Source organism: Stenotrophomonas sp. ZAC14D2_NAIMI4_6 (assembly GCF_003086875.1).
Classification (GTDB): domain Bacteria; phylum Pseudomonadota; class Gammaproteobacteria; order Xanthomonadales; family Xanthomonadaceae; genus Stenotrophomonas.
On record NZ_CP025996.1, the window covers coordinates 1,199,129 to 1,220,562 of the forward strand.

At 67.8% G+C, this 21,434-nt stretch carries 20 protein-coding genes; 5 read left to right on the forward strand and 15 right to left on the reverse strand.

The window, feature by feature from the left end; genetic code table 11:
- Positions 1-16: 16 nt before the first annotated feature.
- Positions 17-1,276, forward strand: coding sequence for an MFS transporter (locus tag C1933_RS05485; RefSeq protein ID WP_108752448.1), 1,260 nt, complete (start codon positions 17-19; stop codon positions 1,274-1,276).
- Positions 1,277-1,280: 4 nt separating this feature from the next.
- Here C1933_RS05485 and C1933_RS05490 read toward each other — a convergent pair whose 3' ends face one another.
- Positions 1,281-2,228: a nucleoside hydrolase gene (locus C1933_RS05490; protein ID WP_108752449.1), complete on the reverse strand. Its 948-nt coding sequence runs from the start codon at positions 2,226-2,228 to the stop codon at positions 1,281-1,283.
- Between the two features lie 153 nt (positions 2,229-2,381).
- Here C1933_RS05490 and C1933_RS05495 point away from each other — a divergent pair, with 153 nt between their 5' ends.
- Positions 2,382-2,837 carry a hypothetical protein gene (locus tag C1933_RS05495; protein ID WP_108752450.1) on the forward strand — a complete coding sequence of 152 codons (456 nt, stop codon included), beginning with the start codon at positions 2,382-2,384 and terminating at the stop codon, positions 2,835-2,837.
- A 31-nt stretch (positions 2,838-2,868) separates the two neighbouring features.
- Positions 2,869-3,195, forward strand: coding sequence for a hypothetical protein (locus tag C1933_RS05500; protein ID WP_108752451.1), 327 nt, complete (start codon positions 2,869-2,871; stop codon positions 3,193-3,195).
- 130 nt (positions 3,196-3,325) lie between these two features.
- Here C1933_RS05500 and C1933_RS05505 read toward each other — a convergent pair whose 3' ends face one another.
- The 14 genes from C1933_RS05505 to C1933_RS05570 all read right to left on the reverse strand — a co-directional run bounded on the left by C1933_RS05505 (position 3,326) and on the right by C1933_RS05570 (position 18,498).
- Positions 3,326-4,045: a GntR family transcriptional regulator gene (locus tag C1933_RS05505; RefSeq protein WP_108752452.1), complete on the reverse strand. Its 720-nt coding sequence runs from the start codon at positions 4,043-4,045 to the stop codon at positions 3,326-3,328.
- A 255-nt stretch (positions 4,046-4,300) separates the two neighbouring features.
- Positions 4,301-5,668, reverse strand: coding sequence for an SLC13 family permease (locus tag C1933_RS05510; RefSeq protein WP_108752453.1), 1,368 nt, complete (start codon positions 5,666-5,668; stop codon positions 4,301-4,303).
- A 105-nt stretch (positions 5,669-5,773) separates the two neighbouring features.
- Positions 5,774-6,694, reverse strand: coding sequence for a malonate decarboxylase subunit epsilon (gene mdcH, locus C1933_RS05515; protein ID WP_108752454.1), 921 nt, complete (start codon positions 6,692-6,694; stop codon positions 5,774-5,776).
- Positions 6,691-7,548: a triphosphoribosyl-dephospho-CoA synthase MdcB gene (gene mdcB / locus C1933_RS05520; protein WP_199911418.1), complete on the reverse strand. Its 858-nt coding sequence runs from the start codon at positions 7,546-7,548 to the stop codon at positions 6,691-6,693. Before mdcB ends, mdcH begins: the two co-directional genes overlap by 4 nt.
- The gene (mdcG, locus tag C1933_RS05525; protein ID WP_108752455.1) at positions 7,545-8,186 is read right to left on the reverse strand and encodes a malonate decarboxylase holo-[acyl-carrier-protein] synthase; all 642 of its coding nucleotides are present in this window, start codon (positions 8,184-8,186) and stop codon (positions 7,545-7,547) included. Before mdcG ends, mdcB begins: the two co-directional genes overlap by 4 nt.
- A complete protein-coding gene (gene mdcE, locus C1933_RS05530) occupies positions 8,179-8,889 on the reverse strand; it encodes a biotin-independent malonate decarboxylase subunit gamma (protein ID WP_108752456.1) in 711 nt (236 codons plus the stop codon). Before mdcE ends, mdcG begins: the two co-directional genes overlap by 8 nt.
- Complete coding sequence (locus C1933_RS05535; RefSeq protein WP_108752457.1) at positions 8,886-9,794, reverse strand: biotin-independent malonate decarboxylase subunit beta; 909 nt, start codon at positions 9,792-9,794, stop codon at positions 8,886-8,888. The genes mdcE and C1933_RS05535 overlap by 4 nt, the downstream gene beginning before the upstream one ends.
- Positions 9,791-10,111 (reverse strand): malonate decarboxylase acyl carrier protein, encoded by a 321-nt coding sequence (gene mdcC / locus C1933_RS05540; RefSeq protein WP_108752458.1) that lies wholly within the window; start codon positions 10,109-10,111, stop codon positions 9,791-9,793. Before mdcC ends, C1933_RS05535 begins: the two co-directional genes overlap by 4 nt.
- 10 nt (positions 10,112-10,121) lie before the next feature.
- Positions 10,122-11,765, reverse strand: coding sequence for a malonate decarboxylase subunit alpha (gene mdcA, locus C1933_RS05545; protein ID WP_108752459.1), 1,644 nt, complete (start codon positions 11,763-11,765; stop codon positions 10,122-10,124).
- 174 nt (positions 11,766-11,939) lie between these two features.
- Positions 11,940-14,129: a TonB-dependent siderophore receptor gene (locus C1933_RS05550; RefSeq protein ID WP_108752460.1), complete on the reverse strand. Its 2,190-nt coding sequence runs from the start codon at positions 14,127-14,129 to the stop codon at positions 11,940-11,942.
- 328 nt (positions 14,130-14,457) lie between these two features.
- Entirely contained in the window at positions 14,458-16,155 is a 1,698-nt protein-coding gene (gene mqo / locus C1933_RS05555; RefSeq protein ID WP_108752461.1) for a malate dehydrogenase (quinone), read from the reverse strand.
- Positions 16,156-16,327: 172 nt separating this feature from the next.
- A complete protein-coding gene (locus tag C1933_RS05560) occupies positions 16,328-16,774 on the reverse strand; it encodes a GNAT family N-acetyltransferase (RefSeq protein WP_108752462.1) in 447 nt (148 codons plus the stop codon).
- An 85-nt stretch (positions 16,775-16,859) separates the two neighbouring features.
- The gene (locus tag C1933_RS05565) at positions 16,860-17,444 is read right to left on the reverse strand and encodes a hypothetical protein (RefSeq protein WP_108752463.1); all 585 of its coding nucleotides are present in this window, start codon (positions 17,442-17,444) and stop codon (positions 16,860-16,862) included.
- Positions 17,445-17,592: 148 nt separating this feature from the next.
- On the reverse strand, positions 17,593-18,498 hold the full coding sequence (locus C1933_RS05570; protein ID WP_108752464.1) for a LysR family transcriptional regulator ArgP: 906 nt from the start codon (positions 18,496-18,498) through the stop codon (positions 17,593-17,595).
- Between the two features lie 138 nt (positions 18,499-18,636).
- Between C1933_RS05570 and C1933_RS05575 the strand changes: the two genes are divergently transcribed.
- Positions 18,637-19,272 (forward strand): LysE family transporter, encoded by a 636-nt coding sequence (locus C1933_RS05575; protein ID WP_108748912.1) that lies wholly within the window; start codon positions 18,637-18,639, stop codon positions 19,270-19,272.
- A gap of 172 nt (positions 19,273-19,444) precedes the next feature.
- Complete coding sequence (locus C1933_RS05580; protein WP_108752465.1) at positions 19,445-21,430, forward strand: prolyl oligopeptidase family serine peptidase; 1,986 nt, start codon at positions 19,445-19,447, stop codon at positions 21,428-21,430.
- Positions 21,431-21,434: the final 4 nt, after the last annotated feature.

Consider the following 21,434-nt stretch of genomic DNA (forward strand, 5'->3'; position numbering starts at 1 on the left):
TGCCGCCATGAATGAGATGACGGCGGCGCGGCGGCGTTCGATGTGGGTGGCTGGCCTGTCCACCGTGGTGGAGTGGTACGACTTCACCCTGTACCTGTACTTCGCCACCGTGCTGTCACGGGTGTTTTTCGGTGGCGGTGATCAGGCCATGCTGGTCACCCTGGCCGGCTTCGCGGTCTCCTATCTGATGCGTCCGCTGGGCGCCTTGTGCTTCGGCCACCTGGGCGATCGTCTTGGCCGGCGCTGGATGCTGCTGGCCTCGATGGCATTGATGGCCGCGGCGATGCTGGCCACCGCATTGCTGCCCACGGCCGCCACCGCAGGCGCTGCGGCTGGCGTGCTGTTGCTGCTCCTGCGCTGCGTGATGGCGTTCTCGGTGGGCGGCGAATACACCGGCGTGGTGGCCTATCTGCTGGAAAGCGCACCGGCGCGCCGGCGCGGCCTGGTCACCTCGTTGGCGTCGGCCGCCAGTGAGGTCGGCGCGCTGCTGGCGGTGGCGATTTCCGCGGTGACGGTGGCGCTGCTCACGCCGGCGCAGCTGGATGGCTGGGGCTGGCGCATTCCGTTCTTCGTCGGCGCCGCGCTGGCGCTGTTGATCCTGATTGCACGCTCGGGCATGCACGAGTCCCCCGAATTCGAGCGGCAGCGGCGCGAGGGCAGCATTCCGGCCACGCCGCTGCGGCACGTGCTGCGCCACCATCCTGGCGCAGTGGCGCGTACGTTCGCGATTTCCGCGCTCGGGTCGATCACCTACTACGTGGGCATCACCTATGTGCCGGCGTTCCTGCATGCGCAGGGCCACGATGAGGGCGATGCGCTGTGGTTGTCCACGGTTGCGGCGGTGGCCGTGATTGCGATCACGCCGCTGTGCGGTGCGCTGTCCGATCGTTTCGGGCGGCGTCCGCTGCTGCTGGTACTCACCGCGCTGGCGGCGCTGCTGCCGCTGTCGATGTTCGGCGCGATGGCGCAGGCCTCGCCGTTGGGCATTGCGCTGGCGGCGGTGGTGCTGGCCTGCGTGGCCGGCGGAGTGAGCGCGGTGGCCGCACCGGCCACGGCCGAGCAGTTTCCCGGCGAGGGCCGGGTGAGCGGGCTGGCATTGGGGGTGACCATGGCGACGGCGGTGTTCGGCGGGGCGACACCCTGGTTGGCGCAGTGGTGGGTGGAACGCAGCGGCTGGGCGGCGGCGCCGGGCGCGATGATCGCGTTGGTGGCCGTGGTGGTGCTGCCGGTGCTGTGGACCCTGCCCGAGACAACCCCGGGCAGGGCCAGACGCTAGGCGATCAGACCTTCAGGGTCTGCGCGATATCGTCCAGTACGGCCGCCGCATCCACGCCGATGGCGATCGACTGCAGCACGTGGCCATCCCACACGCTGGGGCCGAAGGCCAGGCCTTCCGGCTTGGGAATGGTCATGCCCCGCGCCACGCCGTCGGTGGCCACGCGCACGCTTGCGCGTTCGAACTGGAACAGCTCCGGGCGGGTCAGCGCGATGCAGGCGCAACAGTCGTGCACCACCATGCCCTTGTGCCCGGCCTGCAGGTAGAAGTCCACGTAGTCCTGCGACAACGCGCGCACCAGTTCGGCGTCGGCACCGCCGATGGCGGCCAGCTGGTCCAGGCCATCGCGGTCCATTTCCACGCGGGTGGTGACATCCAGGCCGATGGCGGTCACCGGCCACTGCGCGGTGAACACGATGTCGGCCGCTTCGGCGTCGCCCCAGATGTTGGCTTCAGCCGCCGGGGTGATGTTGCCGTTCACGTGGAAGGCGCCGCCCATCAGCACCACACCGCGCACCAGGCCGGCGATATCCGGTGCCTGCTGCAGGGCCAGGGCCAGGTTGGTCATGCGGCCCACGGCCACCAGGGTCACTTCACCCGGGTGCGCGCGCACCAGGTCGATGATGAGCTGGTGCGCCGGGCGCGCATCGGCGGCCACGTCCAGCGTGGCGGGCACCGGGTGGTTGCCCAGCCCGTTGTGGCCGTGGATGTGCACCGGCCAGGCTTCCGGGGTGGCCTCGGGCTGCAGCGGGCCGCCCGCGCCACGCGCGACCGGGGCGGCAAAGCCCCAGGCCTGCTTCAGGTACAGCGCGTTGTGGGTGGTCGATTCCACCGAGGCGTTGCCGAAGGTGGTGGTCACGCCCACCAGGTCGATCTGCGGATGCTTGTGCAGGTACAGCAGGGCCAGGGCGTCATCCACGCCCGGGTCGGTATCGAAAATGACTTTCAGCATGTTGTTGTTCTTCTTCTTCCGTGTGGTGCAAGGGGGCCGGCGGACCCACAGGGCCGGGCCGGCGCGCCCTACATTGTCCCATCTTCATGACAGGCAGGGCGAACCGGCGCGGCGGTGCTATCGTCAGCGGGCATCCAGGGACGGAGTACCGCCATGAAATCCCCCGCGATCCTGCTGGCTGGCCTGCTGTGCCTGGGCGCGGCCATGCCGGCACTGGCCACCTCGGTGGCGCCCAAGCCGTTGCAGGACATGGTTGCCGAGGCCGACCAGATTGTCCGGGCCACGGTGGTGGCGGTGGAAATGGTCGATGGCAGGGGGCGGCCACTGACCGATCCAGAGGCCCCTACGGGGCCGGGCGTGAGCAATGAAATCCGCCTGGTGCTGCAGGTGCAGGACGTGCTGCGCTCGCCCGGCAAGGTCCCGGGTACGATCCGGGTGCCGCTGTGGACGATGTGGCATGACAGCCTGGGTCGCGCCCGGGGCGCCTATCTGCACAGCGAAGGCATCTTCCTCCTGAAAAGCGAGCGCCATGCGCCGGTGTATCCGATGGACTTCCAGCGGCCGCTGGAGGAGCGCGCGCGGATCCAGGCACTGATGGGTGCACCATGACCGGACCAGTTCCCCCTTACGGAGACACAGCATGCTGGTGGTAACCCTGATCCTGGTCGCCCTGGTAGTGGGCTTGAACCTCGTCGCCACCTTCGTGGTACTGGGGCGCGAAGAGGTGTCGGCGGGTGGGCGGGCGGTGCAGCTGCTGCTGGTCTGGCTGCTGCCGTTGGTGGGGGCGATCCTGTGTATGGCCGCGGCCACGGCCGACGGGTCCAGCAGCCGGGCCGATGGCAGTGGCGGTGGCAGCTACGATTCCTCGGGCAGCTATTCCAGTGACAGCCACAGCAGCCACAGCCATGGCGGATCGGACTGCAGCAGTGACAGCGGTGGCAGCGATGGTGGCAGCTGCAGCGATTGAGGCGCAGGCATTTTGTAGAGTCGAGCCATGCTCGACTGCTTCTGCCGTTCGTAAAGTCGAGCTTGCTCGACTGCTTCACGCAACAGCAGTCGAGCATGGCTCGACTCTACAGAACAGCGGCCAGCCGCGCTCAGCCGCCGCCTTCGGTCGGCAATGGGGCCGGCACGTTCAGCAGCCCGCCGCTGGCCACATAGGCGGCCAGTGCCTGGCCCTGGCTCAGCAGGTGGCGTTCCATGGTGCGCTCGGCCGCGGCTGCGTCGCGGCGGCGGAAGCAGTCCATCAGCTCGCGGTGTTCGGCCAGCGACTGCGCGGTGCGGCCGGGGGCCAGCAACTGGCGCCCGCGGTGCATCTTCAGGATGCGGTGCAGATCGTGGGTGATGCGGATCAGCCACGGGTTGCCGGCGTAGTGCTGCACGGTTTCGTGGATCAGGTAGTTGTTGCGGTAGTACTCGGCGATGTTGCCGTTGGCCGCCGCCGCTTCCATCGCCGCATGCAGGTCTTCCAGCTGTTGCACGCCGGCATCGTCGATGTGCTTCACCGCCTCATGCGCGCAGCGGCCTTCCAGCATCGCCATCACCGGGAACAGCTGGTTCAGGTCTTCCAGGGTCAGCCGGGTGACGCGCGCGCCGCGGCCGGCATCGATCTGCACCAGGCCTTCGGCGGCCAGCAGTTTCAGCGCCTCGCGCAGCGGCGTGCGGCTGATCCCCAGTTCCTCGCACAGCGCCGGTTCGTCGATCCACTCACCGGGCGGCAGCCGGTAATCGTAGATGCGCTCGCGCACATGCTCGGCAACCTCTTCATACAGAGGTGCGCGCTTCTTCGGTGAACGCGGAGCAGGAGCGATGGCCATGGTGGAAAGTGTACTGCCTCCCTGCTTGGAACCTGTAACGCGATACGACCGACCCGGAAAACCACGGGCAAAACCGACGGGGTAGAGTCGACTGTTAGTCGACTGCTTTCCGCACGGATGCCGGCAAAACCCGCGCTGCGCGCGATAGTCGACCAACGGTCGACTCTACCCAGCCGAATCCGCCCGGCCGAACCCATCCCGTCGAACCCATCCGGCAGCAGGGCGCCGGAATGGTCCGGCGCCCCACGCCCTTACTCACATCCAGCCAGGCACCACGAACACCAGCCAGGCCAGCAGCGGGCCAAACACCACCACCAGGCCGCTGTAGACCAGGAAGCGGCGGAACAGGGTTTCGCGTTCTTCCTTCGCGGCCGAGGCCACCACCAGCGCGCCGTTGGTCGAGAACGGGCTGACATCGACGATGGTGGACGAAACCGCCAGCGCGCAGATCACGCCCGCCGCACCCAGATGGCCCTGCATCAGGAACGGCACGGCCAGCGGAATGGTTGCGCCCAGCACCGCGGCCGACGAAGCGAAGGCCGACACGATGCCGCCCACGTAGCAGACCAGCAGCGCGCCCAGCAGCGGAATGCCGATGCTGGAAACTCCATGGCCGATGAAGTCCACCGCGCCAGCATGTTCCAGCACGCCGATATAGGTCACCACGCCGCAGATCAGCAGCACGGTGGACCAGCTGATGCCATCGACCGCGCCCTTCTGGCTCTGCGGCGACAGCAGCGCCAGCGCCACGGCCACGGTGATCGACACCAGGCCGACGTTGAGGTTGTAGATCAGCGCGGCCACGCCCAGGCCCAGCAGGCCGATCAGGGTGAACAGGCGTTCGCGGGTGAAGCCGACGGCTTCCAGCGCTACCGGATCGTTGGACAGCGTGCCCCCGCCGGCGGCCACCAGTGCGCCATGGCCTTCAATGGCGAACTGCCGCGACGAGGCCTGCGGTCCACCGGCCATCGCCAGTTCCGCCGTACCCACACCGCCGGTGGCGGTGATCGAGCCGCGGCGCAGCAGGGCGATGCCGCCGAACGCCACGAAGCAGATGATGGCCATCATGAAGTTGAAGCCCAGGCTGGTCAGGAACACCGCCATTTCGGTCACTTCCAGGCCGGCCTTCTGCACCACGCCGTTGGTGATGCTGCCGTACACGCTGATGGGCGAGAAGCCGCCGGCCTGCGCGCCATGGATCACCAGCAGGCCCATCATCAACGGGTTGATGTTGTACTGCTTGGCAAAGCGCAGCGCGACCGGGCCGATGATCGCCACCGCGGCCGGGCCCAGCGCACCGAAGGCGGTCAGCACGGCGGTGATGACGAACATCACCCACGGAATGGCCACGATATGGCCGCGCACCGCTTTCACTGCCCAATGCACCAGCAGGTCGATGGTGCCGTTCTTCTGCGCGATGGCGAACAGGTAGGTAATGCCGACCAGGGTCAGGAACAGGTCGCCGGGGAAGCCGGCAAGCACTTCCTTGCCGCCCATGTCGACCCAGAGACCGCCGATGATGAAGGCCAGCGCGAAGGCCACGGCGCCCATGTTGATCGGCATGGCGGTGGCGACGATGAACATGATCACCAGGCCGATGATCGTTGCGATTTGTGGACTCATGCGCCCTCCCAGACACGTGACTCGCGGTACAGCTCGGATGGAGACCCGCCATCCCGGGGTAAGGCGTCGTACTGCATGCTGCGTGCTACGTACTGCTCGAACCCGTTACTGCTGCCGGTCCAGCGCGTTGCGGACCCATGCCGCTGCACCGTCCAGGCCCTGGAACTCTTCCACCGCGCGCACCTGGCAGCAGGGGTAGGACGCGGTCACCATGCGCGCCAGCGCCGTGCCCGGGCCCAGCTGCAGGAATACCCGCGCGCCACGCTCGAAGGCCTGGCGCATCACCTGTGCCCATTCGATGGTCTGTGCCAGCTGTGCCGACAAGGTGTGGATCACCGCCGCGCGATCACGCACCGGGCGCGCATCAATGCCGGCCAGCACCGGTAGCGTTGGCGCGCGCACCGCCGCCGCCTCCAGCGCCGTGGCGAACGGTGCGACAGCGGCTGCAAGCAGCGGCGTGTGCGCGGCCACATGCACCGGCAGCACGCGCACCTCTGCACCCTGCGCGCGCGCGGCAGCAGCCAGTGCGTGCAGTGACGCCTGCGTTCCGCCCACGACGAAGTGATCGGCGCCATTGGCGATGGCGATGTGCACGGTGTGTGCATCGCACAGTGCCTGCAGTGTTTGCCGCTGCAAGCCCAGCACCGCCAGCAGGCCGCTGTCGGCCGGGCTGGCAGCGTCCATCAGCTGCGCGCGGCGGGCCGCCAGGTGAAGGCAGGCGCGGGCATCCAGGCTGTCGGCCACCGCATGCGCCGCCAGCTCGCCGATGCTGTAGCCGGCCACCAGCAGCGGTGTCGGCAGCGCATCGCGCAGGCCCTGCCAGTGCGCCAGCGTGGCCGCACACAGCAGCGGCTGCGCCAGTGCGTTGTCGAAGCGTGCCTCATCGGCGGCGGCCGCAACGGCATCGCGGCCCAGCACCGCCTGCGCGGCATCCAGCACATCACCCGCAGCAGGCAGGTCGCGCACGCGATCAAACATCGCCGCGTGCTGCGCGCCTTGTCCGGGGCAGAGCAGGGCCAGGCTCATGCGCCCTCCTGCTGCAGCAGGAACCAGCTGCAGGCCAGCAGATCGGCACTGCCACCGGGGCTCAGGCGACGCGCCACGAAACCCTCGCCGATGCGGTGCAGGCGTGCCTGCCAACCAGCGGCGAACGCACCGCCGCCATCAACAAAACCGCGTGCCTGCTGCTGCGCCCACGCCAGGCCGTCGGCACCGCCGCGGTGCAGCAGGTTCAGGTCATCCACGCGTGCAACCAGCTGCATCAGGGTCTGGCACAGCGCTGCATCGCGCGGCAGGCCCGCGTGCAGGGCGTGGCGCAGGGTGGGCACGGCCAGCTCGCGCAGCAGCGGGTAACCGGCGGCGGCCTGTTCGCGAACGCCCGGCACGCCATGGCGCAGGCGCGCGCGCTGGCCGGGGCTGCCGGCATCCAGCGGCGCAGCGGCAAGATCGCTGGCCCAGTGCTGTACCGCCAGGCAGACCTGCGCAGCGGGCACGGCGTGTCCGTGCTGGCGGTGGCAGCGTGCCGCAGCGGCCACCAGCAGGCCCAGGCTGAAGATGGCACCGCGATGGGTGTTGATGCCGCCGGTGGCATGCAGCATGGCCGCTTCCGCGCCGATGCCGAGCGTGCGCAAGCGTGCAAACGGCGCATCGTCCGCGCCCGCGCGGGCAATGTCGGTGAAGTAGTGGCGCAGCGCGAACAGGCTGCGCAGGAACGTGCCGGCATCCATGTCGTCGTGGCTGCCGGTGCTGAAGGGGGTCACCAGGCCCGGCTTGGGCGCGCACGCCAGTTCGGCGTGCAGGCTGGCGATGGCCAGGCGGCCCAGGCGCGCGCTGTCGATACGGCGCGCAACAGGTGGCGCCACGTGAGCCAATGCGCTCATGCGGCCACTCCGGTGGCAACGAACAGGCGCTCGCGCGGTTCCAGCGCGGCGCCGTGCAGGCGCTTGACCAGCACCTGGCGGCTGCCACCGGCGTACTCGCGCCAGTTCACTGCGCCGCCGTCGGCCAGGCACAGTTCGCCATCCACCCGGCGGCCCTGCGCACGCTCCCACGCCTGCAGGTGATCGACCAGGGTCTCGGCCTGCGCGCTCACATCCACCTGCCACAGCAGATCGATGTCCGAGCCGGCGTGCACGTAGGGCAGGCCGCTCAGGTGCTGCCAGGCGAAGGCGCCAAACACGCGTGCCGGCGCGATCTCTGCCAGCGCCAGCAGGGCGTCCTTCCACTCGGCGGGCACGCCAGCGGCCAGAAGTTCATCCAGCGCCGGCGGTGCCTGCATGCGCTGCACGTCCTGCAGCGGTACCCGCAGCGCCAGCCGCTGCTTGCCCTCGCTGGGCGGCAGCGGCACGCCCAGCCGCAGCCGCGGGTCGGGATCGTCCACCGCACGCCGCGCCACCATCGCCGGCAGCCCCTGCGCGAACCACGCCGCCAGGCGCGGTTCGCACGCGGCCACGTCGGCCCGCCAATCGGCGTGCGCCGACAGCCAGACCAGCGTGTGGCGGGTGGGCCGGTCAGGCATCGCCGCGGGCCACCGCAATGGATACATCGGCGGCCAGTGCACGGCCGCCACGCTGCGCACCCAGCGCTGCGCGACGGTCGCCGTCGGCAGGGGTACGCAGGGCCTGCAGCAGGTGCTGGGCCAGGTCACCGTCCCACAGCGATTCGACGGCGCCCATCGCCACATAGTTGCCCACGCCCGGTGCGAACACCGGCGAGCTCTGGCTGAGCGCCTGCAGCTTTTCCAGCGGCTGCTTGGTCACCCGTGCCATCGCGCGCAGGTCCATCACCCGCACCTGCGCGTCGGGCAGGGCATGGATGTGATCGGCCATCAGGCCAAAGGACAGGAAGCCGCCACTGACCGATTCGCCATAGACCAGGGTCACCAGGCGCGCGCCGCGCCGGCGTGCCAGGTCCAGCGTCTGCGCCAGATGGGCGAAGTAGCCGTTGATGCCCAGCATTTCATCGCGACGGGCCAGGCGCTGGCCAGCGGTATCGGCCAGCATCACGATCGGCCGCTGCGGGTGGGCGGCGGTACTGGCCAGCACCGTGTCGGCCAGCGCCAGCGCGTGGTCAACGCCCACTTCGATGCGGTCAGTGGTGCCGATCACGGTCACCTCGCCATCGTCGGTGGTGGCGCTGCCGGCAAGCACCGAATCGTGCACGGCAACGGCATGGCCGCGCGGGAACAGGGCATCCAGCAGGGTGTTCAGCGCCGGGGTCATGGCAGTCTCCGCTGGGCGGTGGCGGCAAGGAAGTCGGCGGTGTCCAGCAGCGGCAGACGCTCCGGTTCGGCAATGCCCTGCAGGGCCCAGACCTGCAGGCCGTCGTTGCACTCGCCCCAGGCCTGCACGCGTGCCTTCAATGCGGCGTGGCGTGCCTGCAGCGCGCCCAGCGCCGTTTCGGTGTCGGCGCTGACGGTGTCGGCCTGCAGCGCATCCACGGCGGCCTGCGCGAAGGCCTGCAGGGAATCGGGTACCAGCACCTGGGCTTGGTCGATCAGGTAGCGGTGCTTGCCGCCGGTCACCCGCCACACCAGGGCGCGGTCGCGTGCGTCGAACTCTTCCACGCCGCGTACGGTTTCAATCACTTCCGGTCCGGACAGCGACAACCGGCCTTCTTCGGACATGACCACCGTCGTGCAGCAGCGGGCGACGATGCCCATGCCGCCGAACGCGCCGTTGCCGCTGCCGATCAATGCGATCACCGGTACCCCTGCCGCGCGCGCGTCCAGGGTGGCGCGCATGATTTCGGAAATGGCGATCAGCCCGGCGTTGGCCTCATGCAGGCGCACGCCGCCGGTGTCGAGCAGCAACAGCACGCCGTCCGGGAGCGTCTGCGCCGCGCGCCGCAGCAGTCCGGTCAGCTTGGCGCCGTGCACTTCGCCCACGCCGCCGCCCATGAACTCGCCCTGCTGCGCGGCCAGCAGTACGCGCTTGCCCTGCAGCGTGGCTTCGCCCACCACGATGCCATCGTCGAAGGCGGCCGGCTGGTCGAGCTGGGCCAGGTGCGGGCTCATCACCCGCCGGGTGGGGCCCAGGAATTCGTGGAAGGAACCGGCATCGACCAGGCCGGCAATCCGCCCGCGCGCATCGGCTTCGTAATAGCTGTGGCGTTGCAACGGGATCATGGCGTGCCTCCGCCCAGCAGGGTTTCCACTGCCTGGTCCAGGCGCAGGCTGACCACCGCAGGGGTCGCGCCGGCATCGTTGATCGACACCCGCACGTCACGCAGCGGGTGGCGCTGGGCGAAATCGGCGATCACCGCCTGCCAGATGGTGCCAAAGCCCTGCGCTGCGGTGATCACGCGCACGGTCATCGCGCCGTCCTGTGCTGCCGGCTCCAGCAGGATTTCCAGATTGCCCGAGGCCAGTACGCCCACCAGCACCGCATCGTGCGGGAACTGCACCGGCCGGCTGCCGTCGAATCGATAGTCGAGGGTTTCCATGCTCTGTCCCTTACCAGTTGCGGAAGCGCTTGGGCGGGTCGTACAGGCCGCCGGACCAGCGCACCAGATCCTTCACCGAACGCGCCGCCAACAGGTCGCGGCTGGCATCGCGCACGTTGATGCCCAGGTCATCCGGGCGCTGGATCACGCCGCGGTCGCGCAGGTTTTCCACCATTGCGCGGTCGCGGCCCAGGCCCACCGCGGTGTAGCCGGCCACGCCGCGGATCGCCTGTTCGCGTTCCTCCGGCGTGCGGCACAGCAGCAGGTTGGCAATGCCTTCTTCGGTCAGTACGTGGCTGACATCGTCGCCGTAGATCATCACCGGCGGCAGCGGCATGTCTGCGCGCTCGGCCAGTTCCCAGGCATCCAGGCGTTCAACGAAGGCCGGTGCCATGTGTTCGCGGAAGGTTTCCACCATCTGCACCACCAGCTTGCGCCCGCGCGGCATTTCGCCGGGCCGCGCGGCCTGCTGGCCGGCCTTGATCCAGGCATCGCTGGCATGGCGGCGGCCACGTGCATCCGACCCCATGTTCGGCGCACCGCCGAAGCCGGCAATGCGGTCGCGGGTGGCGGTGGAGCTGTTGCCCTGCAGGTCGACCTGCAGGGTCGAACCGATGAACATGTCACACGCGTACAGGCCGGCGGTCTGCGAGAACGCGCGGTTGGAGCGCATCGAGCCGTCGGCACCGGTGAAGAACACATCGCCACGGGCAGCGATGTACTTCTCCATGCCCAGTTCCGAACCGAAGGAGTGCACCGATTTGACGAAGCCCGATTCAATGGCCGGAATCAGTGCCGGGTGCGGGTTCAGTGCCCAGTGCTGGCAGATCTTTCCCTTCAGGCCCAGTGATTCGGCATAGGTGGGCAGCAGCAGTTCGATCGCGGCGGTATCGAAGCCGATGCCGTGGTTGAGGCGGTTCACCCCGTACTCGGCGTAGATGCCCTTGATGGCCATCATCGCCATCAGCACCTGGATTTCGGAAATCTGCGCCGGATCGCGGGTGAACAGCGGTTCGATGTGGTTCGGCCGCGGTGCCTGCACCACGAAGTTGACCCAGTCAGCGGGAATATCGACGCGGGGGAGGGTGTCGACGATTTCGTTGACCTGGGCGATCACGATGCCGCCGCCGAATGCGGTGGCTTCGACGATCACCGGGGTGTCTTCGGTGTTCGGGCCGGTGTACAGGTTGCCGTGGCGGTCGGCGGCCTGCGCGGCCACCAGGGCCACGCGCGGGGTCAGGTCGATGAAGTAGCGGCCGAAAAGTTCCAGGTAGGTGTGGATGGCACCGATCTGGATGCGCCCTTCGGCCACCAGGTTGGCCAGCCGCACCGACTGCGGGCCGGAGAACGAGAAGTCCAGTTTCGAGGCGATGCCGCGCTCGAACACATCCAGGTGCGAGGGCAGGGACAGCACCGACTGCACCATGTGCAGGTCGTGCACCCGCGCCGGGTCCAGGTCGGCCAGCGCCTGGGCCAGGAAATCGGCCTGCTTCTGGTTGTTGCCCTCCAGGCAGACCTTGTCGCCCGGTTCCAGCAGGGCATGCAGCAGGTCGGCGACATCGGCGGCGGCGACCTGGCGGCCCCGTGCCCAGGGCGCGGCCCGTTCCAGGCGGGCCTGGCGGCTGCGTTGCAACGTGTCCCAGCTCGGGTTCATCGACCGGCTTCCGAATGGCGGTGGAAATAATTACGCCATAATTACGGAGCGCGCCGCAACTCGCAGTGCAGCAAAAAAGAAGGGCCCGCACGCAGGCGGGCCCATTCAGGTGGTGGCGCTGCGATGGGGTCAGATCCCTTTCCTGCGGAAAGGGCTCTGACCCCGCTGCCTGCCTTAGAACTTCCAGCGCAGGCTGGCGGCCACGAAGCGCGGTTCGCCGTAGTTGTTGTAGTCCAGGTTGGCCCAGTAGGTCTTGTCCAGCGCGTTGCGCACGCTCAGCGTGGCCGTCCAGTTGTCGCTGATGCGGTAGTTGGCGTTGAACTGCACCAGTGCGTAGGCCGGCTGGTTCACCGTGACCGTGCCACCCAGCGGGTAGGGAATGTTGTAGCCCTGCACCTTGCTCTGCCACTGCACGCCAGCACCCACGCTCAGGCGTTCCAGTGCGCCGCGCAGGCGCAGCTGGGTGTTGATCTGCAGCAGGTCTTCGGCGGGGTTGGCGTACAGCAGGTCGGTGGCCGCGCGGGTCACCTTCACGTGGGTAAAGCCGGCGTTGACGGTCCAGCCCGGCAGGATCTCGCCGTTCACGTCCATTTCCCAGCCACGCGCCTTGGTGCCGTTCACGCCGATATAGGCCGAGCTGCCATCGCTGAGCGAACCGTCCGGCACGCTCATGTCGCGCACCGCGTAGTTGTCCTGCTTGGCCTCGAACACCGCGGCATTGGCGGTCAGGCGGCCGTCGAACCACTGGGTCTTCAGGCCCGCTTCCAGGTTCGAACCCTGCACCGGCGCCAGCAGGTTCTCGTTCTTGTCCTTGTAGTTCTGCGGATTGAAGATTTCGGTGTAGCTGGCATACGCAGAGACATTCGGGGTGATGTCGAAGACCAGGCCCACGTACGGGGTCACTTCATCGCTCACCTTGTAGGCGCCGCTGGTGCCGGTGTAGTTGCCGGCCGCGTTGAATGCGCGGGTACGGGTTTCCCAGCGGCTCAGGCGTGCGCCGGCGATCAGCGAAAGCGGCTCGGCCAGGTGCAGGCGCGCGGCCAGGTACACGCCGCTCTGGGTGGTCTTGGCCACGCGGCGCGCACCGGTGCGGGTGTAGGTCACTTCGGAAATATCGCCGTTCCAGTCGTACACGTTGGGAATGTAGTAGCAGCGTTCGCTGCCGCAGCGTGCCCAGTCGGTCGGGAAGTTCAGCGTGGTGGTGTTGGTGGTCGCTTCCAGGTCGGCCCACTGCGCGCCGAAGGTCAGGTCGTGCTGCTGGTTGAACAGCTCGAACGTGCCGGTCAGGTAGGCATCAATGTTGCGACGGGTGTCTTCGGCATCGCCGGCGGCGGCGCGCAGGAAGATGCCCGAACCGGTGGCCGGGTTCGGGTTGCCGGTACCGTACAGGCGCACGTTCTGCACGTTGCCGCGGGTGTAGGCGGTGTTGATCTTCAGCAGCCAGTCGTCGCCGAAACGCTGTTCCAGGTTGGCGAACACGGTGCTGGTCTCGCGCTGCCAGTAGCTCCACTTCGGCGACAGGTTGGTCGAGCGCGGCAGGTGGGCGAAGTTGCCCTGGCTGTCGAAGAACGGCACGGTGCCCCAGGTGGAACCCACCGGGTTGTTGTCCTGGGTCTGGTAGCCCAGAGTGACCGTGGTGCTGTCGGTCACATCGCCTTCCAGCACGGCCATGCCGGCCATCTTGTTTTCTTTGTAGCGGTCGTAATAGAAATCACGATCGGTGTAGGCGGCGACCACACGGCTGCGGAACCGGCCGTCGCTGGTCAGCGGCGCGTTCACGTCCGCTTCCATGCGGCGGTAGTCCCAGCTGCCGGCACTGACTGCGAACGAGGCATCGAACTCCTTGCCCGGGCGCTTGCGCAGCAGGTTCACCGTGGCCGACGGCACACCGGCGCCACTGAGCAGGCCGTTGGCACCGCGGATCACTTCCACGCGGTCGTAGAAGGCGGTGTCGTATTCCTGGTTGGTCGAGCCGCTGTAGGTGGGAATGCCATCGACCTGGAAGTCGGTGATGGCGAAACCGCGCGCGTAGTACAGCGGGCGCTGGGTGTCATAGAAGGACACGCTGACGCCGGTCACGTTGCGCATCACGTCGTTGATGCTGAACAGCGATTCGTCCTGCAGGCGCTGCAGGCCGATCACGGTGGACGACTGCGGGGTTTCCTGCAGGGTGATCGGCAGGCGCGTGGTGCTGGCCGGGGCGGCCTTGTCGGCACGCACGCTCACCTTGTCCAGGGTCTTGGCGTCGGACGCATCAGCGCCGGCATCGGCGGCGAACGCCGAGGGCGCCGACAGGATCAGGACGGACAGCAGCGCGGCCGACAGCGGCGCGCGGCGGGGCAGGCGGGAAGCGTAGAGGGACATGGAGGGCTCGGGGCGGGAAGGGAAAGGGTGGGCGGCAACAGTCATCCGGCACCCGAGCGGCGGCATCGGGCGGGGTCAGGTCCATCTGCGGGAGGGCGCAGGTGAGTTGCGCGGGGTGCAAATGTAAATCGTTCTTAACAACATTACAATTCGTGACAATGATCGGGCCTTCGGCGGGGTCAGAGCCCTGCGCCTGCGGCGCCGGGGTCCGACCCCAGGGTCAGATCCCTTTGCCCCCGGCAAAGGGCTCTGACCCCTTCCCGGCCGACAAACGCGAACGGCCACCCGAAGGCGGCCGTCCGTTTCTACTGCATGGGAAATGCCTGGCTTACAGCGCCTGCAGTTCCTCGTTGGCGTTGCGATTTTCCTTCGCCGCCGCCGGGGCCGGCGTGGCCGCCGGCACGGCTGCCGGGGCGGCCGCAGCATCGGCCGGCACTTCCAGGTAGGGAAGGTGCAGGGTCTGGCTGGTCAGCGTGCGGATCTCGTTGGTCAGCGCGGCGCTTTCATTCAACTTGCGGCCGTACGACGGCACGATCTCGCGCAGGCGGGCTTCCCAGCCGGCCTTCATCTGTTCGGGGAAGGCCTTGGCCATCAGGTCCAGCATGATCGGCGGCGAGGTCGACGCGCCCGGCGAAGCACCCAGCAGCGCGGCGATGGTGTGGTCCTTGTCGGTCACGATCTCGGTGCCGAACTGCAGCACCGGGCCCTTCAACGGGTCGCGCTTGATGATCTGCACGCGCTGGCCAGCGGTGATCAGCTTCCAGTCGCCCGGCTTGGCGTTGGGGAAGTACTTCACCAGCTCGGCCTGGCGATCGGCGTCGTTCAGGCGTGCCTGGGCCATCAGGTACTGCACCAGGTCCAGGTTGTCCTTGCCCACTTCCAGCATCGGGCCGACGTTGTTGTGGTTCACCGACGAATACAGGTCCCACCACGAGCCGTGCTTCAGGAACTTGGTGCTGTACAGCGCGAACGGGCCAAACAGCACCACCGGCTTGCCATCCAGCTTGCGCGCATCCAGGTGCGGCACCGACATCGGCGGCGAACCGGTTTCGGCCATGCCGTAGGCCTTCACGCCGTGGCGCGAAGTCACGTCCTGGCCCTGGAAGGCCAGGAACTGGCCGCCCACCGGGAAGCCGGCGTAATCCTTCGATTCGGGAATGCCGGACATCTGCAGCAGCTTCAGCGCGGCGCCACCGGCACCGATGAAGACGAAGCGGGCATGGGTGGTGGTTTCGGTGTTGGCCTTCAGGTCCTTCACCGTCACGTTCCAGCTCTTGTCGGCGTTCTGCCGCAGCGCGCTCACTTCATGGTTCAGGTGCAGCGTGAAGTTCGGGCTGCGCTGCAGGCCGGCGGTCAGCTGGCGGGTGATCACGCCAAAGTTGACGTCGGTGCCCAGCGGCATCCAGGTGGCGGCCACCTTCTGCTTCGGGTCGCGGCCTTCCATCAGCAGCGGGGCCCACTGCTTGATCTGCGCCGGATCTTCCGAGTACTGCATGCCGTAGAACAGCGGGTTCTTCACCAGCGCCTGCTGGCGCTTGTGCAGGTAGGCAATGTTGTCATCGCCCCAGACGAAGCTCATGTGCGGGGTCGGGTTGATGAAGTCGCTGGGCTGGCTCAGCCGCCCTTCCTTCACCTGGTGCGACCAGAACTGGCGCGAGACCTCGAAGCTTTCGGCAATGCCGACCGCGCGCTTGGTCTCGATGCTGCCATCGGGCAGTTCCGGGGTGTAGTTCAGTTCGGCGAAGGCCGAATGGCCGGTGCCGGCGTTGTTCCAGCCGTCCGAGCTTTCGTTGGCCACGCCGTCCAGGCGTTCATAGACCTGGATGTTCCAGTCTGGCTGCAGTTCCTGCAGGTAGGTGGCCAGGGTGATGCTCATGATGCCGCCGCCGACCAGGACGACGTCGACGGGTTTGTCGTTGCTCGCCGCCGGCACCGAGCGCTGGGTCAGCGGCCAGTACAGGAACAGCGCGGCTACCAGCAACAGCAGCACGAGCAGGGCGAGAAGGGCCTTGCCAAATTTCTTCATGGGGGTGACTTATGGCGTGGGGAAGGGGTTCAGGATGCGCGCCGGGTAGGGAAAGGGCGTGAAGAAACAACGCCTTGCAGCATCCAAGGGGCGGATTCTAACCCTTTCGGGTCCGGATTTGGTGCAACGCAGCATCCGGCCGCCCCGGCGCGGTAGCGCCGGGCCACGCCCCTCAGACGAGCTCCAGGATTTCGTCCCCGGCCTCGTCCACCTCGCCGGTGGCTCGCCAGCCCAGGTGGCGGTAGAACCCGTACGAGCGCGAGCGGGGATCGGCCGAACAGGCCAGGAACAGCCGGCCGTGCCCGGCAGCGCGCGCGAGTTCGATTACTTCCTGCAGCAATCGCTGGCCGATGCCGCGGCCTTCGTACTCCGGCAGCAGGGCCAGCACCAGCACTTCGCCGCTGTCACGGTCGGCAAAGCCGTAGCCGACCGTAGTGCCGTTGTCCTCGGCGATGCGGCCGATGAAGTCGCCTTGTGCAATGCCCTCGGCCCAGCTCTCGGCGGTGATGCCCAGCTCGGCCAGTTGCGCCGCACTGAAGGCGTTCTCGCGGGTACGCCCGCGCAGATCGATGCAGGCGGCCGCATCATCGGGCCGGGCAGGGCGGTAGTGGATCGTCATGTCTGTTCCTTTGGTAGCGCCGGGCCATGCCTGGCGGAGGCATTGGCCACGAACGGTAGCGCCAGGCCATACCTGGCGGATCCCTTCAATCACTGCCAATGGTGAAGTATTCCGCCGCGAAATAGACAACCTGGTAAACCAGCGCCACCGCGGCCAGCAGCAAGTGCGCGCGCGCGCTGCGCAGGTTCCAGCCCAGCACGCAGACCACCAGCATCAGCGCCGAATGCAGTGGATAGGCCTCGCCCAGCAACTGCCAGCGGCTGCGCCCCTTGATCGCCGTGTCCACCAGATCGAGCAGCGTCAGCACCGCGATCACGCCGAAGATCCAGCGCCGGCGCTGCAGCAGATAGTGCCCGTAGCTGCCGTAGTCGCGCAGGTCGTCGGGAAACAGCAGCGCGCACAGCAGGAACCAGGTGGCGCTGTAGGCGATCACGAACAGATAGGTTTCAAACGTCCAGCGGTGCACTTCGATCAGGCGGAATTCCCACCACCAGAACGTGACCAGCGACACCAGGGTCCACGCCACCCAGCACAAGTGCAAGGCCGAGCAGCCCCGTCGCTGCGGGTGCTCGATGATCTGCGCCAGCCCCTTCAGCAGGGTGGTGATCGACAGGCCCAGGATGATGCCCATCACCACGCGGATATGCAGGAACAGCGGATCGGTCCCCATCGCCCAGCCCCTCAAGGTCGGTTGCCGCGATGCTGGCACAGAAAAAGGCCCCGCAGAATGGGGTCAGAGCCCGTTGCGCAGCAACGGGATCCGACCCCGGGCCGTTCCCGTAGATCCACCCCATGGGTGGATACGCAGCCCTGCCGCCTCAGCGCTTCCGCCGCACCAGTGCGGTCGATGCCTCCAGCACGGCGCGGGTCAGCAGGGCCATGGTCTGTACATCGCCCTTCCAGTGCTGCCAGTACAGCGGCACGTCTTCCCAGGCGCGCTGGCGCACGTAGACCAGGCGGCCGGCATCCAGGTGCCGCTTCACCAGCGGCAGCGGGTTCATGGTCCAGCCCAGGCCGCCCAGGTTGGCCTGCACGAACGCGCGGGTGGAGGGAATCCACCAGGTCGGCGCGGTGCTGGGCAGCTCGTCGCCAGCCATGCGCCGGGCGAACCGGGCCTGCATGTCGTCCTTGCGGTTGAACACCAGCACCGGCGCCTGCGCCAGTGCCTGCGCGGTCACGCCCTTGGCGAAATGCTGCTCGCGGAACTCCGGTGTGCAGGTGGCGGCGTAGCGGATGCTGCCCAGCGCATGGATCTGGCAGCCCTGCACCGGTTCGTCCAGCGTGGTCACCGCGCCCAGCACCGTGCCCTGGCGCAGCAGTTCCACGGTGTGGTCCTGGTCTTCCACGCGCAGGTCCAGGGTGGTGCCGGTGCCCTGGGCAAAGGCGTGCGCAGCCTGCGGAAACCAGGTTTCCAGGCTGTCATGGTTCACCGCCACCGGAATGCTGGCCTGCGGCAGGTCCTCGTCGGCCAGGCCCATGCGGTGCAGCGCGTCGTGCTCCAGCAGGGCGGTCTGTTCGGCCAGCTGCACCAGCAACTGGCCTTCGGCGGTGGCGGTGGCCGGGGTGCCGCGCTTCACCAGCAGGCGGCCGATGCGGTCTTCCAGTGCCTTTACCCGCTGCGAAATGGCCGATGGGGTGACATTGAGCGCCTGTGCGGCGCGGTCGAAGCTGCCTTCGCGGATCACCGCGGCCAGGGCCCGCAGCTGGGCGTGATCGATACGCATCCGATTAAGCTCCGCTAATGTTGGTTTAGTAAGTTTAGCTCGTCTTCTTAATGTTGCGGCGCGACAATGGCGCTCGTACCGGTGCTGTCCGCCTTCGCGAGGCACCGTCCCCCCCAGCAAGACAAGGCAGTGAATCCCATGTTCTCGGTCATCTCCGCCAGCACCGGCCTCGGTGCCTGGTTCTCTGGTGCAGCCACCGGCATCGGCCTGTTCGCCGTGGTCGGTGCGCAGAGCGCCTTCATCCTGCGCCAGGGCATCCTGCGCAAGCACATCGTGCCGGTGGTCGCCACCTGCGCGGCCATCGATGCGTTCTTCATCTTCGCCAGCGTGGCCGGCCTGCGCACCCTCACCACGGCGCTGCCGTGGCTGACCACCGCGGTGCTGTGGACCGGTGTGGCCTTCCTGGCCTGGTACGCCATGAAGTCCGCGCGCCGTGCCTTCGCCGGTGGCGGTGGCATGGGCGAGGCCGACAGTGATGACGGCAGCCGCCGTGCGGTGCTGATGGCGGCAGTCGGTTTCTCGCTGATCAATCCGCACTTCTGGCTGGACATGATGGTGATCGGTTCGATTGCCGAAAACTTCGGCAATGCACGCATGGCCTTCGCCGCCGGCGTGGTGACCGCCAGCTGCCTGTGGCTGACCGCGCAGGGCCTGGGCGCGCGCCTGCTGGCACCGCTGTTCACCAAGCCCAGCACCTGGCGGGTACTGGACGGCACCATCGCCGTGATCCTCAGCATCCTGGCCCTGACCCTGGCGGTGCGCGGGGTCCACTGACCCACCGCGCACGCCCCCCGAACCCACGTCCTGACTCTCTCTCCAAGGTAGTGGCCATGGCGGCACCGGCAACGGTGCCGTCTTTTTTTTGTCGCCGCCAGCACTGGCGGGCAGGAATCGGCCATGCCTAGAATCGGCGATGCGGACAGGGTGTCCGCTTCAAGGGGGAAGGATGCGCAAGTGCTTGCTGGCTGCCCTGGTGGCAGCCGTGCTGTTGCCGGGGAAGGCAATGGCAGTCGATGTGGATGCGTTCGTGCGCCAGGAGGCGTTCGGCGATCTGAAGATTTCACCCAGTGGCCAGTACTACGCCACGACCGTGCCGGGCGAGGATTTCACCGCGCTGGCGATCCTGCGGTCATCGGACAATTCGGTGGTCAGCAGCATGCGGCCACCGAGCAACAACCACGCCACCGATTTCCATTGGGTGAACGACTCCCGCCTGCTGATCGGCGTGGCTGAAAAGTTCGGCAGCCTGGACGAGCCGTCGCCCACCGGCGAACTGCTGTCGATGAACGCCGAAAGCGGCCGTACCGAACTGCTGGTGGGCTACCGGGTAACCAGCAACGGGCCGGGCACGCGCATCCAGCCGAAGAAGGTGGAGGCCATCGCTGCCTTCCTGTCCGACGACCTGCCGGACGACGACCGCAACGTGGTGATCGCGGTGTGGCCCTTCAGCGAAGATCCCTACACCCGCGCCGAGCGCCTGGACGTGCAGAGCGGCAAGCGCGCCACGGTGGCCCGTTCGCCGGTGCGCCGCGCCGATTTCACCACCGATGCGCAGGGCCAGGTGCGCTTTGCCCACGGCGCGGGCACGGACAACGTCAACAAGCTGTACTACCGCGCGGCCAACGGTACCGATTGGGCACTGGTGAACGATGAGAGTGTGTCCGCACGCATCGAAACCGCGATTGGTTTTTCCGAAGACGGGCAGCTGGCCTATCTGAAGAGCGAGCAGTCCAGCGGTCCCGATGCCATCGTCAGCTGGAACCCGCAGACACGTGAGCGCAAGACCGTGCTGCGCGACGAGGTGGTCGACCCGTACCGCATCATCGTCCGCCCCGGTACCCGCATTCCGGTCGGCGCGCTGTACCTGGGCGACACGCCGCGCACACGTTTCTTCGATGAGACCTCGGCCGATGCGCGGCTGTACCGCAGCCTGGAGGCGGCGTTCCCCGGCCAGGCGGTCTTCATCACCTCCAGCACCCGCGATGGCAACAAGGTGCTGGTACGCGTCTGGTCCGGCTCCAACCCCGGCGACTTCTATGTCTACGATATCGCCGCGCGCAAGGCCGATTACCTGATCAGCCGCAGCGACTGGATCAACGTGGAAAAGACCGCGTCGGTCAAGCCGTTCAAGCTGCAGGCCCGCGACGGCCTGCCGCTGCACGGTTACCTGACCGTGCCGCACGGCAGCGACGGGCGTGGTCTGCCGATGGTGGTCATGCCGCATGGCGGGCCGCTTGGCATCTACGACGATGGCAGCTACGACCGCGAAGCGCAGATGCTGGCCGCGGCCGGTTACGCGGTGCTGCAGGTCAATTTCCGTGGCTCGGGCAACTACGGCCGTGCCCACGGTCAGGCGGCCGCCGAGCAGTGGGGCAAGGCCATGCAGGACGACGTGACCGATGCCACCCGCTGGGCAATCAGCCAGGGCGTGGCCAACAAGGACCGCATCTGCATCTACGGCGCCAGCTACGGCGCGTACTCGGCCATGATGGGCGCCGTGCGCGAACCTGGCCTGTACCAGTGCGCGGCCGGCTATGTGGGGGTGTACGACCTGCCCATGATGTTCAACCGCGGCGACGTGCAGGACCGCAAGTCGGGCATGACCTACCTGCGGGAATGGCTGGGCGACCCGACCAAGCTCGGCGCCGTATCGCCGGTCAACCTGGCCGCGCAGATCAAGGTGCCGGTGTTCCTGGCCGCCGGTGGCGAGGACAAGCGCGCGCCGATCCAGCACACCGAGCGCATGGAAGCGGCGCTCAAGCGTGCCGGAACGCCGGTTGAAAGCCTGTACTACAAGACCGAAGGCCACGGCTTCTACACGCTGGAACACAAGCGCGAGTACTACGGAAAACTGCTGGCCTTCCTGTCGCGCAGCCTGGGCGGGGCCACGGCCAGCGCCAGCGTGCCGGCGGACAAGGGCAAGGCGCCCTGAGTCT